General features: G+C 57.3%; 12 protein-coding genes. All 12 read right to left on the reverse strand.

Annotation, left to right across the window (positions count from 1 at the left end; genetic code table 11):
• Positions 1-18 precede the first annotated feature (18 nt).
• Positions 19-849, reverse strand: coding sequence for a phytanoyl-CoA dioxygenase family protein (locus tag FPZ49_RS05970; RefSeq protein WP_144844515.1), 831 nt, complete (start codon positions 847-849; stop codon positions 19-21).
• Between the two features lie 31 nt (positions 850-880).
• On the reverse strand, positions 881-2,470 hold the full coding sequence (locus tag FPZ49_RS05975; RefSeq protein ID WP_144844517.1) for an extracellular solute-binding protein: 1,590 nt from the start codon (positions 2,468-2,470) through the stop codon (positions 881-883).
• Between the two features lie 39 nt (positions 2,471-2,509).
• Positions 2,510-4,657: an alpha-amylase family protein gene (locus tag FPZ49_RS05980; protein WP_144844519.1), complete on the reverse strand. Its 2,148-nt coding sequence runs from the start codon at positions 4,655-4,657 to the stop codon at positions 2,510-2,512.
• A 17-nt stretch (positions 4,658-4,674) separates the two neighbouring features.
• Positions 4,675-6,771 (reverse strand): hypothetical protein, encoded by a 2,097-nt coding sequence (locus tag FPZ49_RS05985; RefSeq protein ID WP_144844520.1) that lies wholly within the window; start codon positions 6,769-6,771, stop codon positions 4,675-4,677.
• 12 nt (positions 6,772-6,783) lie between these two features.
• Positions 6,784-7,221: a Rieske (2Fe-2S) protein gene (locus FPZ49_RS05990; RefSeq protein ID WP_144844522.1), complete on the reverse strand. Its 438-nt coding sequence runs from the start codon at positions 7,219-7,221 to the stop codon at positions 6,784-6,786.
• Positions 7,222-7,257: 36 nt separating this feature from the next.
• Complete coding sequence (locus FPZ49_RS05995) at positions 7,258-8,304, reverse strand: amidohydrolase family protein (RefSeq protein WP_144844524.1); 1,047 nt, start codon at positions 8,302-8,304, stop codon at positions 7,258-7,260.
• A gap of 45 nt (positions 8,305-8,349) precedes the next feature.
• Positions 8,350-9,231, reverse strand: a complete 882-nt coding sequence (locus tag FPZ49_RS06000) for a carbohydrate ABC transporter permease (RefSeq protein WP_144844526.1) — start codon at positions 9,229-9,231, stop codon at positions 8,350-8,352.
• A gap of 16 nt (positions 9,232-9,247) precedes the next feature.
• Positions 9,248-10,207 carry an ABC transporter permease gene (locus tag FPZ49_RS06005; RefSeq protein ID WP_144844528.1) on the reverse strand — a complete coding sequence of 320 codons (960 nt, stop codon included), beginning with the start codon at positions 10,205-10,207 and terminating at the stop codon, positions 9,248-9,250.
• Positions 10,208-10,223: 16 nt separating this feature from the next.
• Positions 10,224-11,444, reverse strand: coding sequence for an iron-containing alcohol dehydrogenase (locus tag FPZ49_RS06010; RefSeq protein ID WP_144844590.1), 1,221 nt, complete (start codon positions 11,442-11,444; stop codon positions 10,224-10,226).
• A gap of 25 nt (positions 11,445-11,469) precedes the next feature.
• Entirely contained in the window at positions 11,470-12,558 is a 1,089-nt protein-coding gene (locus FPZ49_RS06015) for a mandelate racemase/muconate lactonizing enzyme family protein (protein ID WP_144844530.1), read from the reverse strand.
• Positions 12,559-12,664: 106 nt separating this feature from the next.
• A complete protein-coding gene (locus FPZ49_RS06020; RefSeq protein ID WP_144844532.1) occupies positions 12,665-14,818 on the reverse strand; it encodes a beta-galactosidase in 2,154 nt (717 codons plus the stop codon).
• Between the two features lie 230 nt (positions 14,819-15,048).
• A complete protein-coding gene (locus FPZ49_RS06025; protein ID WP_144844535.1) occupies positions 15,049-17,421 on the reverse strand; it encodes a helix-turn-helix domain-containing protein in 2,373 nt (790 codons plus the stop codon).
• Between the last annotated feature and the right edge of the window lie 20 nt (positions 17,422-17,441).

Consider the following 17,441-nt stretch of genomic DNA (forward strand, 5'->3'; position numbering starts at 1 on the left):
GGATGAATGGAGTTAGAATTAAACAGCCAGTCCTTGCTCTTTCAGCCACACCTTCAAAGGCACATCCCCGTCGGTCGGCGTATAGTATCCGTTGCAGTTCAGGCCATCTCCGAGCATTTGGCGTCGGATCGGGTTTGATTGTTCCAGCAGCTCTTCCACCATCGTCATGTCGTCCTTGCGGCGGATCCAACGGTAGCCGTAGCCGTAGAACAGCACCTTGCGGGTAATATCCGACCAGTTCGTGCTGGCTGCATGCCATAGGCGGCGGTCAAAGAACACGGCCGTACCCGGCTTTACGCAAACCGGAATCGCGCCCTCCGGCTGCCCCATGCCATTGTCAGACAGAGACATCGTATCTTGGAGGTGACTGTTCGGCACAATCCAGAAATTGCCCCGTCCGGGCTCGGCGAGATCGGATAGGAAGTAAGCAACCTTGAGCGACAGTCGAGGGCGCGGATGCGTTTCCATCTCCAGGTTGGCGCGACCGCTGTCCTGATGCCAGCCGAACGTTTTATCGCTCTGCTCCTGCCCCGAAGGAGGGGTGACGATCAGGTGGGTGTGGTACATGTAGATGTTCCAGCCGAGCAGACCCCATACTTTGGGCAGCACCTTCTCGTAATCGACCAGATCGAGAAACATCTGATGATCCTTGACGAAATCGGTGTAAAACATCGCCTTCTGCGGGTCCTGGCCTTCACTGAGCTTGCGCGCATGGATGCGGTCGACTTCGACGGTCAGCGCTTGAACCTGCTCGGGAGAAAGCACATTTTCCAAAATGAGATACCCGGTCTGATTAAACGTGTTACGTTCCTCTTCCGTTAAGCTGTACTGCAAGCACGATTCATTCATTGGATTGGCCTCCCGAATTGGTTCATTTGGTTTATTTATAATAGCTGTAAGCTTTGGCAAACTCTTGATAAGCCTTCTTGAATTCCGGCATGCTGTTTAATTTGGCGACGTACGCTTTGTACTCATCCATCGAGATTTGCCCGACGATCGCCTTCGTCATCATCGCTTTCCACTCATCGGTGTATTTCGGCCATACATTCACCCACGAATCCGAGATCAGCCAGGTAAAAATGTTATACACGCCGAGCTTCTCGTAATCGGCCACTTCTTTTCGCTTATTCTCGATGTACTCCTTAGGCGCTCCCGGATTGTCGACCTTGCCCCACTTCACATAAGCGAAGACGCCGGCGCCAAGGCTGGTCGTATTGACTTCCTTCACCGACAGGTCCGTAGGCACCTTCTCCCCGTTGACGACCTTGTAGTGAACGCCTTCCACACCGCTGTAGCCAAAATCCGTGATCTCCTGGGAGGCTGTGGCGTCGAAGTATTTGAGCATTTGCTTCATTTTCGCTTCAGGCACCTTTTTCGAGATAAAAATCCCGCCGTTGACCCCTGTCGACAAATCCGCTGCGTAGCCGCCCGGTCCTTTGAGCGGAGGCGTAGCGACAATTTTGGCGTTCGGCTGCACTTTCTTGGCCTGCAATTCAAAATCATAATGATAACGCGTGCTTCGGATATAGGTCGCCGCTTTGCCGGTGCCGATCGCTTCCTCCATCTGCGTGCGCTTCATCGTCATGAATTCCTTCGGCAGGCTGCCGTCCGAATACAGCCCTCGCAGCCATTCGACCATGGAGGTGTACTCGTTCGTGAGCTCATGCCAAATGAGGCCCTTATCGCTGTCATAGTGCGGAGCGAAAGCCCCAAAACCCGCCTCAAACGGACTGACGCCTTCGTTAATTCCGACGATCCCCATCGTGTCCTTTTGCCCGTTGCCGTCCGGGTCGCCGTTCACAATCGCTTTTAGCGCGGCACGGTATTCATCCAGCGTGGTCGGCACCGGAAGGTTCAGCTTATCCAGCCAGTCCTTGCGGATGTTGACCGTGTTGTCGATGAGCGAGCGGGAGCGCGGCAGGGCGTAAATTTTTCCGTCGACGGAAAGGAATTTCTGCCAACCCGGAGGCGTGTTGTTCTTCAAGTTCGGATACTGGCTCAGGTCGCCCAAGTAAGGAGTCAAATCCCAAAACGCACCTTGGCGGACCGCATTGATCATCGAGACGGTGAGGCCTTGGTTCGGGTAAGCGATTACTTCCGGAAGATCCCCGGAGGCGAGCACCAGGTCAAGCTTCGTAATGACGTCACCCGAAGGCACCCAGTTCGCGTCAAGCTTGACGTTCAGCCGCTTCTGCCATTCCGACCAAAACGCGTTGTTCATATCAGGCATCTCATTGTACAGACCGCCAAAGATTTGAATCGTCAGCGGCTTCCCGTCACTTGCTGCGGCAGTGCTCGACTTATCTTGACCCGCCGCCGCACCTCCAGTACCCACAGTACCGCCAGCACTGCCAGTACCACCCGTACTGCCGGCGCCCGAGCAGCCGCTAACCGCCAACGCCAGCGCACAGCTTAGCGCGACCGACATATTCGTTTTTGTCCGCCAGTTCCATCGTGAGCTCAAGTTCAAGCTGTTCTCCCCCTCGAATGTAGTGAGATAGTGAAATTGTTACTCCAGAATGAGCAGTTCATGATCTGTGATCGAGTCGATCCGAACGGTAACTTTAGAACCTCTAATCTCAGGGACCACCTGCTGACCGGATACTTTGCATTGCACGCTTGCCGGCACGAAATCATCCATTTGGATGGAGATCGTGATCTGGCCTACCGGGTAATGCTCCTCTAAATAGCCCGGATCTTGGTTAGCGCCGCTAAGATTGAGCACATGCACAATGAACCGGTCATCCTGACGGTACAGCTTGCAATCCAGGTAGCCCGGGCCTTCCACCTGCATCGGCAGCACATCCGCCGCCGCCCACTTGACCGCGTTAGCAAGCAGATCGCCTTGATCCGGCAGGTGGGTACGGCCATAGCAGCGATCGACGTCCCCGGCCAAATACACAATACGGCCACCTGATGCGTGTTCTCCCGCTAGCAGGACCGGGATATCGGTCTCCCGCTCGCGCACCCAGCTGAATTCCGGCGGATAGATCGGATAGGACGGAATGTACGTGGCCAGCGGCTTCAACTGCTCGCCGGCTTGCACCCGATGGAGATATCCGCCGAACGGGAGAATATCGGTTTTCTCGAAGCCTGCCAAGATCGGATGGCGCTCCTCCTCAGACGGGAGTCTGAAATAATTGTGCGCTTCATAATACGCCCAGTTCGAGGACTGCTTGCCCACGGCTCCGACCGTTTCGTTCAAATGGCGCAGGCCGATGGCCGCTTCCAGCGGGAATTCGCTGCGCTTCTCCCCCCACTCGTCGAGCGTCGCTGTCGCACCGGTCAACACCAAGCTGCCTCCGGACTCGACGAACCGGCGCACGGACTCGCACTGCCCATCGGTCATGGCTGCCAGATCCGGCAGAATCAGCACATCCAGGTGATGAGCCTCTCGGTCGATATGATCCGCGTGAACCGGGATGAACGGAATTCGGGCCCGCGTGAGCGCTTGCACAAACCCATGCCACGGCAGCGCCACCTTCTCGTCGGCGTCCTCCCGACCGTAGAATTCGGTATTTTCCTGGCTCCAGATAAGGCCTACGCTCGCCACTGGCAGACGGTTGTACAGATACATCTCATTCTCCTCATGCCACTGCATGACCGGCGGCGCATTGTCGTATTGGCGCCGATCCTCCTGCACCGCTCCTACGTGGTGGTACCAAGGGGATATCCCTCCAGCCATCCCTTCCAGCATCCACAGCCTCGTCTCCTTCGGAGGCATGCTGCCTTGGCGGAACGCCCGGACGCCGCGAATATAATTCGCCATGCTCTCCGGGATGATCGCGTCCCAGCCGGCCACCCCATGCAGCAGCTGGCCGTTGAGGCTGTTTTGCTCGAAGCCGTTGAGGCTGTCCCTCGACTGGTGGTCGCACATGACGATTCGGGAGCGCTCGCCGACCTCCTTCAGATCGCAGAAGGAGGCATGCGTCTTGACCGGATTCGCGTTGACCATTCCAAGCCATAGGCAATCGGCACCGCCGTACTGCGCGGTGATTTGATTGAACAAATCCCAGTTTTCGATACGGCAGCTGTAGCTCCACTTGATCCACTGGCGGTACGCCGGATCGTTCCAGTCGGAAGCCTTGGGCAGCTCCAAGCCTGAGGCTGCTTTGAACTTGCTCCGGCAATGCTCACAGTGGCAAATCGTATTGCGGCCAACCCCGGTCCAGCTGTTATCGGTAAAGCCGTCCGGACCGTACTTGACTATAATTTCTTTGAGCACCTCCGGGATGTACTCCTTGTAGTAATCGCTGTTAATGCACGAAAAGTATCGTCCATCCGCGGTTAGCGGCTTGCCCTCAGCGTTCACCACAAACCAGTCGGGATGCGCGTCATAAAATGCTTGAGTCGCCCGGTTAATGTCCATGCGAGCCAGGACGGCCAGGCCTTCGCTTCGGGCCTCCGTGACCCATTCCCCGAACAAGTCGCGCTCTCCCAGCCCCTCCGCCCGATACTGCAGCTCCAATGAGCTTGGGTAGTAGGCGACGATGCCCCCCGCATTGATGATGACACCCTGAACCCGGGTCTCGCGCCAATACTGCTTCCACCAAGCCATATCACAGCTAACGGGGTCCATCTCCGTCAGATTCGTCTGGCCCCAGCGGAACGTCCGCCGGTACCACGGCAAGCTAGTGCTATTGCTGTCGTTTGCCATCCCAGAAGCATCTCCTTTTAGTTCATGCTGTTGTTGTATCGGCGAGCGAGCTCCACATCCCGGCGCACGTCCTCCAAGTAAAACGGATAACCGAAGGTGCGTTTCACCCGAGCCATAAAATAAGGCTTATTATGCAGGCTCCAGTAATAGCCCAGCTTCTCCCAGTGGGCCACCGCTTGCTCCAGTGCCGCCACCGCCTTGTCCTTATGCGCCGCACGACCGCTCAGCTCGAACCGGTTCAGCTCCAGCGCAGCGGTAAACTTGCACGCGTAATACCGGCCCATTTCCACATATGCTCGCAGATCATACAGCGTACATTCCGCATGGCCTCCCCGCAGCTCGCCCAGCTCATCCTCCAGCCGGTCCGCCATCCGCTCAGTTTCCGCCGAAGCCTCCTGCAAAATGCGCAGGATGTCGGCCGGATTTTCGCCGTAAGCAGCTAACGCTTCCTTCAAGCCACCCTCTGCCTCCGCTAGTGCATACTCACGGATCGACATGACCCCTACGCCAGGCATCGCTTTCCCGTGAACGAAATCGACCACTGTTTTGAAGCCGCTGACCTGCGACAAGCAGCTTTCCGCGTGCCATTGGAAGTCGTAATCAATCCAGAACAGCCGGTTGACGGCGGGAATGATGCGGGACGCCTGCTGCAGCGCATCGACAAAATCAGGCGCATGTGCCGGACCGTAATGCTCCCTGAGCAAGTAAGGCCATACCGCAGCTTCCGTATCGGGATTGTACGCGAGTCGTCCCCACAGCTGGAATTGGTACAGATGCCGCTCGAAATCGTAGGTCCAGGTTTTGTGCCCATAATCCGCATGCTGGAAATCCCGTCCCCACAAGTAGCCGTCCGAGCCCCAGTAAAAGCCTTTGATATACGGCTTCAGCATGCCTTTTACGTAGTCGCGCACATAGGCAGGGTCGCCCCAGCGATGCGAGAACACGTCGTCATTGCGGACGGTATACAGCACCTGCGTCGTCTCGAGGTCAATGCCCTCCCACGCCTGCCACAGCTTCTCAAATTGCGGCTCAGGGTGCGAATAGCAGTGAGCGTTGGAGTACTTCCAGCTAATATAAAATTGGCTCGGATCAAACAGAGGCTGCACCATGTCCTTGATCTCTTTGCCCGCATTTTGCATGTTTGTCCGGTGGATAAAAGGAATATCCCGCCCGGACTGCTTGATCGCTTCAACATAAGTTTCAATAATCCATTGCTCCCGCTCGTAGCCGCTGCCGTCCATCCATTCGCTCGCCGATGTGCCAAGCCCCTTCAGCTCCGGATAAGTGATCAGGATTTGCAGCACCATTTCGCGGATATAGTCGCGGACGATCTCCGATTGACCGCGGAAGCGATTGAGCGGCAGCCCCACCCGATGGATCAGATCATCATACATATTGCCGTGATCGCCGACGATCTCAGGCAGCCCCAGCCCGCGCGCCGCCTCCGGGATGAGACGAATATTCCACGTGAATAGGAAAATATCGATGCCGCGGTTCGCCGCATGCCGGAACAGCTCCCTGAACATCCGGATGTTGCGGTCGATCTCCACATCGCTGAACGGATTGGCCGCCCGGAACTTCGGAGACACGACCATCAGATGGTACGGATGCTCCGACCAGAGGCTCAAACAGTTGTACCGGTTCAGCGCCAGCATATCGATGTACGATTTCCAGAACTCAATGTCCATGCACGTTTGCTCGTTTAGAACGAACGGATCGCCCGAATCGAACGGTGCGTACGGCAGGTTGTATTTGATCCCTCGAATGCCAAGCGCGGGCTTCTGAGTCAGCAGCTCCCCATCGTTCAAATCCGCGCCGCGTCCCAGCCGCTCAGCCCACTCCAAGCAGCCGTACATGACGCCTCTCGAGTCTGAGCCCTCGATCCGGATCACGCCGCCTGTGCGAGTGATGCCAAACGCTTGGTCGTCGTACTTCTGCTTTTGTCCTCTCGGGGTCGATAGCTTGCTAATGACGATCCCCGTGGACGGGTCGAGCGCCGTGCCCTGCTGGGCGAATTGTTCTATGTAATAAACATCGTTTCTTTCCAAGCTCTTCTTGATTTGATCGACTCCGAAACGAATTACCTCATCCTTATGGTCAAAAATCAGCTTCAACGCTTTTTCCTCCTACACATGCAATATGATCCAGCCGTCCTCCACCGTCACCGGGTAGGTGTCAATGCGCACTTCCTCTTCTTCCGGAGCTTCTACCGCAACCGCTGCCGCTGACGTCCCCTGCTCTACAGTCACGTCATACGTTTTGACCAAGCACTTGTGCGGATCGTAGATCGACTTGCCGTTCGTCAGATCGAACTCCCAGCCATGCCACGGGCAGCGCAAAATCTCCCCCTCGCGCCCGTACTTGTACTCTCCCGGCGGCGCGGTCAGCGTCATGCCGGTAACACGGCCCTTGCACAGAGGCGCCCCTTGATGGGGGCACGCGTTGCGCAAGGCGTAATACGTCCCGTTCACATTAAACACGCCGATGGAGCGGTTTTCTACGAGGACGATTTTGCGTTCGCCTGGGGGCAGCTCGGTCACTCTTCCAACTACATGCGTGGACATTTCGACGTTCCTCCTCTTTGCATCTGCATCTGGATGTTACAGTCCGTACAGCTCTCTTGCATTGTCCGAGAAAATGCGGTTATAGAGCTCCTCTGGAAGCCGCGGGAATGCCCGGGTCGGCGAGTCGAAATCCCAGTGCGGATAGTCGCTGGCAAACATCAGGACATGCTTCGCATCCATCATCTCCAGCACCTGCAGCAAATGCGCATCGTTATCCGGGCGCTCCAGCGGCTGTGAGGTCAGCCTGACATGATCGCGCAAATATTCACTCGGCCGCTTCGTCAGCCACGGCACCTCGTAGCGAAGCCCCTTATACTCTGCGTCCAAACGCCACATTAACGCCGGAAGCCAGGAAACCCCGCCCTCGACCATCACCACCTTGAAGCCGGGGAACCGTTCGAACACGCCCTCGGTAATAAAGCTGACCAAATGCGCTTGGAAGCTCAGCGACAAACAGGTGTGCCACTCGATGTAATGCGTCGGATAGCCCGGCGACGGCTGTGCGTTGATGCCCATACCGTCCGTGCCCGGATGAATCGCAAAAGGGAAATTGCCCCGCTCACAGGCTTCATAGATCGGATAATACTGCCGCTGTCCGAACGGCGCGCGCGCGCCGGAATCCGTCATCACCTGCACAAAATGCGGGTGCCCGGCCCATCGGTCGATCTCTTTGGCGGCTGCCGCAGGATCCTGGTGCGCGATCGTGATCGAGCCTTTGAACACGCCGTCCTTGTTGTATTTGTCCAGCCAAGTATCGGCCAGCCAGTCGTTGTAAGCCGCCGCAATCGCCGTCGCGTAATCGGGGTCGGGGTGCATGTTGCAGAACGCCCTCGGCAGCAGAATCGCATGGTCGATGCCGTATTCATTAATTAACTGCTCCCGCAAAAACTCAGGGTCGGTTCCCGGCCCCCCGCCGCCCGGCGGCTTGGCATCCAAGCGGCTGCCATGCACCGGATTTTCGTAAAAGCCCCGTCCCATCGGCTTCAGCCGGTCCCGCCAGGGCTCCTTCATATAGCGCTTCAGCTCATCCATCGTTTTCGGATACACGTGTACGTCACAGTCGATAATCCCTCGTTTTCCCACGGGGCACCTCCACGAAAGTAAATAGTACAGGGGGCTGGGCCAGCACTAGCCTTTGATCGAGCCCAGCATAACCCCTTTGGCAAAATGCTTCTGCAAAAACGGATACACGGCCAAAATCGGCGCCATCGCCAGCATGATCGAGGCCATGCGGATCGTCTCCTGAGGCACGATGCGGTCATCGCCGCCCGCGCCCGCTGTCCCGACCCCAGTGGAATCCGAATCGATAACCAGCGTTTTGACGAGCACCTGCAGCGTCCATTTTTTGGAGTCGGATAAATAAATGAGTGCGTTGAAGTAGGTGTTCCAATACTGCACGGCGAAAAATAGCGTAAAGGCTGCGATCGCCGGCATGGACAGCGGAATGATGATGCGCAGGAACACCCCGATGTCGGAACAGCCGTCAATATGAGCAGAATCCTCCAGCTCCGACGGGAGCGATTCTAGAAAGCTTTTGATGACTATGAGGCTCCAAGCGCTCGTTAAGCTCGGCCAAATCAGCGACCAGTGCGAGTTGAGCAGGCCCAGCGATTTGATCAGAATGTAGCTCGGCAGGATGCCCGCATTGAACACGAGAGTAAAGACAACGGCGCTGAGCATGATCGAGCGGCCGGGCATCGTTTTTTTCGTTAAGGTGTAGGCAAAGGTGAAGGAGGTGACGATGCTGAGCACCGTACCGATGATGGTGATGAACACGGTGCTTTTCAGGGCGTTCAGGAAGCTGTTCGTCGATAAAATATATTTATAGGCGGCCAGCGACCATTGATCCGGAAACAGGTAAAATTTGAGCGGAATATACGCCTTCGGGTCCGTGAACGACACGCTGAAAACGTAAATGAACGGGAACACGCATGCCAGCGAGATCAGCAGCAGCAGCGAGTAATTGACGTAATCGAAAACGGTGAGCTTTTTGGAGGTGACTAAACTCATGCTCTTTCCCCCTTTCCTAGTAAATGCCGTCGTGGCCCAGTTTTTTGACGATATAGTTCGACGTAAGCACGAGCACCAGGCCGACTACGCCCTTGAACATGCCGACGGTGACCCCAACGCTCACTTGACCCTTGAGAATCCCGATCGTATACGCATACGTATCGAACACTTCCGCCACGGAGTTGACGAGCGGATTGGTCATCAGGAGCACCTGCTCGAAGCCGACGTCCGCCATATGGCCTAACCGGAGAATCAGCAAAATGATGATTGTCGGACGAATCGCCGGCAGCGTGATGTGCCAGATTTGCCGCCATCTGCTGGCTCCATCCACCACAGCCGCTTCATACCGCTGCGGGTCGACCCCGGCCATCGCCGCGAGGAAAATGATCGTACCCCAGCCGGCTTCCTTCCACATGTTTTGCGCGGTGAGCAGCCCCCAGAAATAGTTCGGGTTGGATAGAAACGCGATCCGCTCATGCCCCGCCCCGGCGATCAGCTTATTGATAATGCCAACGTCGGAGGAGAGGATGAAGAAGGTCATGCTCGCAACTACCACCCAGGATAAGAAGTGGGGCAAGTACACGATGGACTGGTTGACCCGTTTGAACGTTTCGTGCCTCACCTCGTTGAGCATCAGCGCAAGGAAAATCGGCAGCGGGAACATGAAAATCAGAGCGATAATATTAATGGCAAACGTGTTGCGGAGCATGACATAAAATTTGGTGTCAGAGAACAGCTCGGTGAAGTTTTTGAGCCCGATCCACTCGCTCCCCATGACGCCGACGTACGGGTTGTATTTCAGGAAGGCGATGATCAGCCCCCACATTGGAACGAATTTGAACAGGATGAAAAAGATGATGCCCGGCAGCGCAAGCAAATACATGTACTTATGCTGCAAAATACGCATCCAAAGCCGCGAGCCGGTTTTCGCTTTGCTGCTTGGTTGGATGAGCGCTGTGGTTTCCGTAGTCTCCATGCTGGCCAGCTCCTCTCTATGTGAATTCGAATTCGTCGATATTCGTGTTCGGGTCTGTATTCGAGTGAAAATCGTAGGTATAGCAAATCCGGTACAGGCGCATAATGTCCTCGGCGTCCGGGATTTTGGGGTGATTCGCCGGGCTTCCGCTGACAATGGCGTCCGCTGCCATTTTCTCCAGCACCGCCTCAAACCGCTGCTGGTCGATGCCCCACCGCTGCAGGTTCGGGATCTGCATCTGTACGCACCACCACTTGATTTGCCGGATGACGGTGTCCGCCCACGCTTCCTCGGAAAGCCCGGATGAAAGCAGGTCGGGCCGCATTGCTCGGCCGATCTCCGCCAGCCGGTTCACGGTTTCCGCTTGGCTGTATTCCAGCACCGCGGGCAGCAGCATCGCATTGGAGATGCCGTGCGGGACGTGAAACAGCGCGCCGATCGGTCTGGACATGCCGTGCACCAAGGCCACGGAAGCGTTGGAGAAGGCGGCTCCCGCCAGCATGGCGCCGGTGATCATTTGCGCGCGGGCCTGCACGTCGGAGCCATCGCGATAAGCCGTGAGCAGATTCGCGGAGATGAGCTTCACCGCGCTGAGCGCCAGCGCGTCCGTGACCGGATGCGCCTTGCGCGACAGGTACGCCTCCACCGCGTGGGACAGCGCGTCGATCCCTGTCGCCGCCGTCACGTGCGGTGGGCAGGACAGCGTCAGCAGCGGATCGACCAGCGCGACGCGGGGCAGCAGCTCCGGCTGGGCGATCATCATCTTCTCGTCGGTCCGCGTATCGGTGATGACGGTCACCTTCGTGACCTCCGAGCCGGTTCCTGCGGTCGTCGGGATCGCAATGAGCGGTAGCGGGGCGTTGGCAAAGCGCTTCTTGCGGTAGTCGCCGATGAAGCCGTCGTTGCGGCTCATCACCGCGATCGCCTTCGCCGTATCGAGGCAGCTGCCGCCGCCGATCGCGATGATCAGATCGCAGGTGTGCTCCGCGCATTGGGCGAGGCCCTCGTCGACATAGCTGTGTGTCGGCTCCGATAGCACGCCTGCGTATACGCTGCTGTCGATCGACGCTGATTTTAGAAGCTGGACGCATCGGTCGGCAACTCCGCTTTGAAGCATCACCTGGTCGGTGACGATCAGCGCTTTGGAGCCGTAAGCTGCCGCCAGAGCGCCCAGCTCCAGCAGCGCATCGGGGCCGTAGACCACTTTTTCGGGCAGCAGTAGCTGATGAACTTGCATTGGGTTCATGAATCCTCTCTCCTTATTAAAGCTCCGAAATTCGGTACTCGGCCTTCTCCAGCCATTCCGGCCGGATCGTTACGCCCCAGCCCGGTTCGTCCGGGATGTCTACCTTACCGTCCCGAACCTTCAGCTGGGAGGTAAAGAGCTGCTCGGTCCAGGCATCCGATTCGACTGTGAATTCCATATAGCGCCCTGCGTTGGGGATGGCCGCTACCATATGCATGGTGAACACGGTCACCATCGAGAGATTGGCCGCATGCGGCGTGCAGGTCATGCCGACCGCCTCCGCCATGCGTGCCACCTCGAGCGCCCGGCTCAAGCCGCCGATATAGCAAATGTCCGGCTGGACGATATCGACAGCGTGCATCGAGATCATCCGCTGAAACTGAACCAGGTCGGTATCCTGCTCCCCGCCGGTTACATTCAAGGACAGCGCATCGGTCACTTGCTTGGTCCATTCCAGCTGCGGATACGGGCACGGCTCCTCGTAGTGGACTACGCCTTGCTGCTCCAGCATTCGGCCCACTTCAATCGCGCGGGCCGGCGTGAAGCCGCTGTTCGCGTCGACGTACAGCAGCGTATCGTCGCCTAGCGCCTGGCGTACCGCCGGCACAATGCTCTCCGTCCGCCCCGGATACACGTCCACATCATTGCCGAAGTTGCTTCCGATGCGGAACTTGAAGGCGCGGAAGCCGTGCTCGTCCTGCAGCCGCTTCAGCCGCTCGGCCTCCGCCTCCGGCCGGATATCCCGCCGCATGCTGGAGCCGTACACCTCGACAGCTCTCCGCTGGCCGCCGAGCAGCTCGCAGACCGGCTTACCGAGCCGCTTGCCTTTCAAGTCCCAGAGGGCGGTGTCCAGCCCTCCGACCGCCCGGCATACGTAGGAGCCGGGGAATTTGTGCTCGGCGGTGACAATGGCCTCCGCCAGGCCGGCGATGTTATCCGCGTCCGCGCCCAGCGCGTGATGCGCCAGCTGCTGATGCAGCACCAGCGCGGAGATGTTGGCGTGGTACGGGGCCATCTGGCCGATCCCCTCGTAGCCATCGTCGGTTTTCACTCGCACCACACAGATCTGGCGTGTGGTGAAGGTTTCGATGCTTTTGATTTTCATTCGCGAAGCCGCCTCCATTGGATTGATGCTTTTTTTGCGGTGGTCTGAATCAATCGGGCCCACCGCATGCTTCGTGCCGCTAACGAATCGTAATGCGCCTATGTGTCTACCCCAACCGCACAATGACCGCATCACGCCCGGGGACCCTTACCTGCACCTGCGCCGCATTCCCATCGCCGCTAGCCTGCACCGCCTGCGCGTCGCCCCAATATACCCCGCCCGGCTGCCGCTCGCCCCACGCCGGGGACAGCGTCACCTCCGCCACGGCCTCTTCCCGGCCGTGATTGAGCACCCACAAAAACAAGCTGCCGCCGGGATGCTCGCTCAGCCGTACCGCCAAGCGGCTGCTGTCGCCGGCAGCGGATACGCATGCCTGCGGCTGGATGCCCGCCCAGCGGGCGACCTCCGCGAAGTACGCCCGATTCCCCGCGTCGTGCGTCCGATAGTACGCTTCCGACGGGAAGGTGCCGACGAGCAGCGTTCGTCCCTTACCGTAAGTATGCTCCATCACCGCAGCACCCGAGCGACCATCTGCGTACTCGCCTTGCGCCTGCCCTCCATTGGCCCCTGCCGCATACGCCTGTACATACACCCCACCGCGAACGGTCAAGCCGTTATAGCAAAAGCGCACATCGCCTAGAATGTCCGGCATAAACTCAACGCTGCTCTCCTGCGCCCCAAACACCGCATCCAACCCGAGATTCGGCTGCTGAGCTCCGACCCTTCCCCGATCGCCGAAGTAGGCCGGGCAGCCCTCGCTGATCAGTACGCCGCCTCGCTCCACCCACTTCGCAATCGCCTCTGCATGCGACCGCAGCGTCATAATGGGATAAGGCCAGTACAGCACCCGATACCGGTTGATCTGGTCAATATGCACCCAATCCGCTTGGATATGGTTGTCGAAAAAGCCTTGATAAGCCCCCCACATCGAGTGGCTGTAAGCCTCGCCTCGCCCCTCGCGGTTCAGCAAATAATCGAACGACTGCGCCTCCGGGGTGACCAGGATGCCGATGTCCCCCTGCACCGGTGCCGCCTCGAGCAGCTCCTGCTGCTCCGGCGCGTTCGCCCATCGAGCCAGCGCGCTGGCCATCCTCGAGCGATCCGTCCGCGAGCCGTCCATCCCGTAGGCGCCGAACGCGCCGAACAGCGGCCCGTCCAGCAGCGGTCGCCAGCGCGGGAACAGCAGCCCTCTCGCCCCTCCGGCGAAGGAGGTCAGCTGCCAGAGCCGGAGGTCCTCCGGCTCCGTCACACGCCCGTCCTCACGCGGACGGCCGAGCACCTGCGGCTGCAGCCACAGCGGGCCGCCCTGCGCCTCCGCGTGCCAGAACGGCTTGCCGCCGGAGGCCGCACGCGTCAAGTCGACCGCGTGCCACTGCTTCCAGGGCTCGCTGCCCTTGCGCGAGGCGACCCAGGTGAAGCCGTACACCTCGACCTTCGAGGCGGCCAGCCAATCGTCCGCTCCCATCGAAGCCATCACATTCATGCTGCCGGCAATCCCATGAGCGGTAATCAAGTTACCGGAGGAGTCTAGGCTCCGGATCAAATCAATCCGCCACTGCATCTGCCGATAAAAATTGTCCTTCTTGAACTCCAGCCAATCCAGGCACTCCGGATACGGCTCGAGCTGCGCTGGAGGCTGCACCTGCTCCCAGCTGGAATAGCTGTATCGATTCCAGGCGACACCCAGCTCGCGCAAGCTGCCATACTTCTCTTGCAGCCACTCGCGGAACTTCCTCTTCGTATGGTCGCAATAGCAGACATGCGGCGAATAGTTGCACTCGTTCCACACATCGTACCCGGCCATCGCCGGATGGTCCTTGTACCGGAGCACCAGCTCCGTCAAAAACCGGCCAGCCAGCCGCTGAGCGTCAGGGCAGTCCAAGCACAGCACGCCCGACGATCCGTCGCCGAAGCCACCTGTGGCGCTGCTGACACCCATGCGGGAATTCAGCCTGGAGCCGTCCGCCCGCATGTAAACCGCTTCCGGATAGTCGTGCACGGCCCATTCCGGCACCGACGTGATCATCTCTGCGATGATCGTCTTCATCCCCTGCTGCGCTGCAAGATCCATTTGACGGTCGTAGTCCGACCAGTCGAACTCGCCAGGGGCCATTTCAATCGCTCCCCACATAAACCAGTGACGAAACAGGTTCATCCCGTCTTCCCGCGCCACCGCATAATCTCGTTCCCAGTCCTCCCGGGGAGGATTGGATTTGCGAAAATAGACCGCGCCATAGGGCAATTGCGGCAAATGTTTCATCCGTGCTTCCACCTTTCCGAGCTTAAGAAAAAGCGACTTGCCGCCAAAGGTTAATCGAACCTGCCCGGAAAGTCGCCACACGAAAGTTAGCGTTTACATTTTGAATTGTATGCCTTGCGCAGACGGCAGAAAAGAGACAATTCTTTTCCCCTGCTGCAGCGCCATTTCAGCGGCCTGACGGCTCTCTGCAAGCGGTCAATTTCCGTCCTGCAGGTCAAAATCCGTCCGTTTTACCTATGCTTCGACCGAAAAACACTAGGCGAGGTTTGCGTGAGCCGCTGAAAAATCCGGTTCAAATTGCGCTCTGAATAGCCGATCGCCGTAGCGATCTCGCTGACGGATTGATCCGTCTCGGTCAGCAGCTTTTTGGCCTCCTCCAGCTTGCATTCCACGACATAGTCAAGAAAATTCATGCCGGTTTCCTTCTTAAACAGCCGGCTTAAATACGACGCGCTCATGCCCACCATGTCCGCACACTGTACCAAGGAGACATCGCTGGTGCTATTTTCCTTAATGTGCTTGCAGATCAACTGAATCACGGACTGGCTCGAGGCCGTACGACCGCTCTCCGTCAGCCATTGGTACAGCGGGAACAGCGTCTCCACAAACCAGTCGTAGATGTCCTTGCTCGTCGTCTTGTTTTTCAGCTGTCCGAATACATTGTGCTCCAAGATATCAAGAAGGCTGCCGCCCTGCTTTTCCAAAGAAGTGATGATCGACGAAAGCAGCATATGATAGCTCTGGTAAATGAACACATACGATTCGGACTCGCGCAGCACATCGGCGAACTCCGATAAATAACGGGCCGCGCTTTCCATTTCGCCGGCTTCGAGCGTATTCAGAATGCTCTGCTCCAGCTGCTTCGGATACCGAAGGGGCAATGGCTTCTTGGTATGCTCCAAATCCTCGATAAACAGAACATGGTCGGTTTCCTTGTACATCCGGTACTGCAGCGCAGTATCCGCCTCCTTGTACGACACTGGAACGTCCGCCACATGCGCATAATACCGCCCGATGCCCACCGAAACGTCGATCTTCAGCACATTTTTCAGCGAAGCGCATACCGATTGTGCATACTTCAGCGTCTGCTGCAGCAGCGCCGACTGCTCCTTCCCTTGAGCAAAATGCATCAGCACCACCCCCCGGCCTTGATATGGCATTACATACCCGCGAAGCGCCGAATCCATCTGCAGCATTTCTTGCATCACGTTGGCGATCACAAACGCAATCACGCCTTTCTCCTCGGGAAGAAACCGCGTGTCCTTCGTAATGTTTTCGGCCTCCGCCACCAGCACCACATACGTCGCGCGGACCGGGATGCCGTACGCCTCGCAATCCTCGACCAGCGCCTCCTGCCGGACATAATCGCCGCCCAGCAGCTGCTGCAGACATTTTTCCCTTAGCGTCGGCTCGATTTTTTCCATATAGCTTCCTAGTTTCTCCGTCTCCTGATTTAGAAAATCAAGGCAGGCCTTAATGTAATCAAATTCGTTCTCCTTCGACGGAATCCGGCCGACGTTCAGCCCCTTGCTGTGGTTGATCAGCTGCTCGATCGGGTTATAGGCCCGTTTCGTGTTAAAGTAAGTGAGCAGAACACCCAGTACGATAAAAAAGAACAAAATCAGCAGCGTCATGCCGCGAATCCAATTCAGCTGATTGGTGATCTGCTGCTCCGAGATGACCGTGATGTAGGTACGGCCAAACACATTTTTCATATAGAGGAAATGCGCTTTCTCCCCGTCCAGCCCTTGTGCATAAAAATTATCGGTGCCTTTATCCGACGCCCGAATTTGTTGAATCGCCGGCAGACTGAGAAGCATGGAGCTTAATTCGGCTCTTTCGCTCGTCTTGGTGTCGAACAGCTTCTGGTAGTTTGTAATAAGCAAATCCTGGCCTTGGCTGGATTGATCACTTACGTTAGACTTGGTGACCAATCCAGCCGTCGGCAGTATTAGGGTATCCGTCTGCAAAAAATTACTGACCGCCGACATCTCGATTTCAAAGGCCAAAATCCCCTGCGGCTTCCCCCCGCTAACGACAGGCAGCATGCGGGCAAACGTAATAAAACCGTCCTTTTGGCTAATCGGCATATAGGCCCACTGGGAGAGCTGGACGTTCGCGAGCAGGCGGTCGATATCATTTTTATACTTATACGACTCTTTCGCAATCGCGCCATATCGGTTCGAGAGCACTAGATCTTCTGCGGTATTGTAAAAATAGATCTCGTCAATAAAGCCATTGCTGTTCTTCAGCAGCGCGATCCGATCCAGCAATTGCTGATGCCACACCAGCGTATTGTCCATCGGGCCTTTGGTGAAAAAATCGGACACAATGGGGTCTATGGCTAACTGAAGCGACTGCTGCTCAATCCCTTGCAAAATCCGCTCCGCACGATCCTTCATGGACACGAGAGAGGCTTGGGACTGATTGATAATCTCTTGGTTCACCCGGTTCATCGAAAATTGGTAGTATACCGCGCAAGCAAGAATGATCGGAATACACACGGAAATACAGCCGAGCCAAATTAGCCGGTACAAGTATTTGCCTCCTTGCGCCGGCTTCGCACCCAGGTGACGCAGCCTCGTTCGCATCCAGTTGACCATAGCACCCTCCTAAAAGCTGA

This window comes from Paenibacillus cremeus (assembly GCF_007786445.1).
GTDB classification, from domain to species: domain Bacteria; phylum Bacillota; class Bacilli; order Paenibacillales; family NBRC-103111; genus Paenibacillus_G; species Paenibacillus_G cremeus.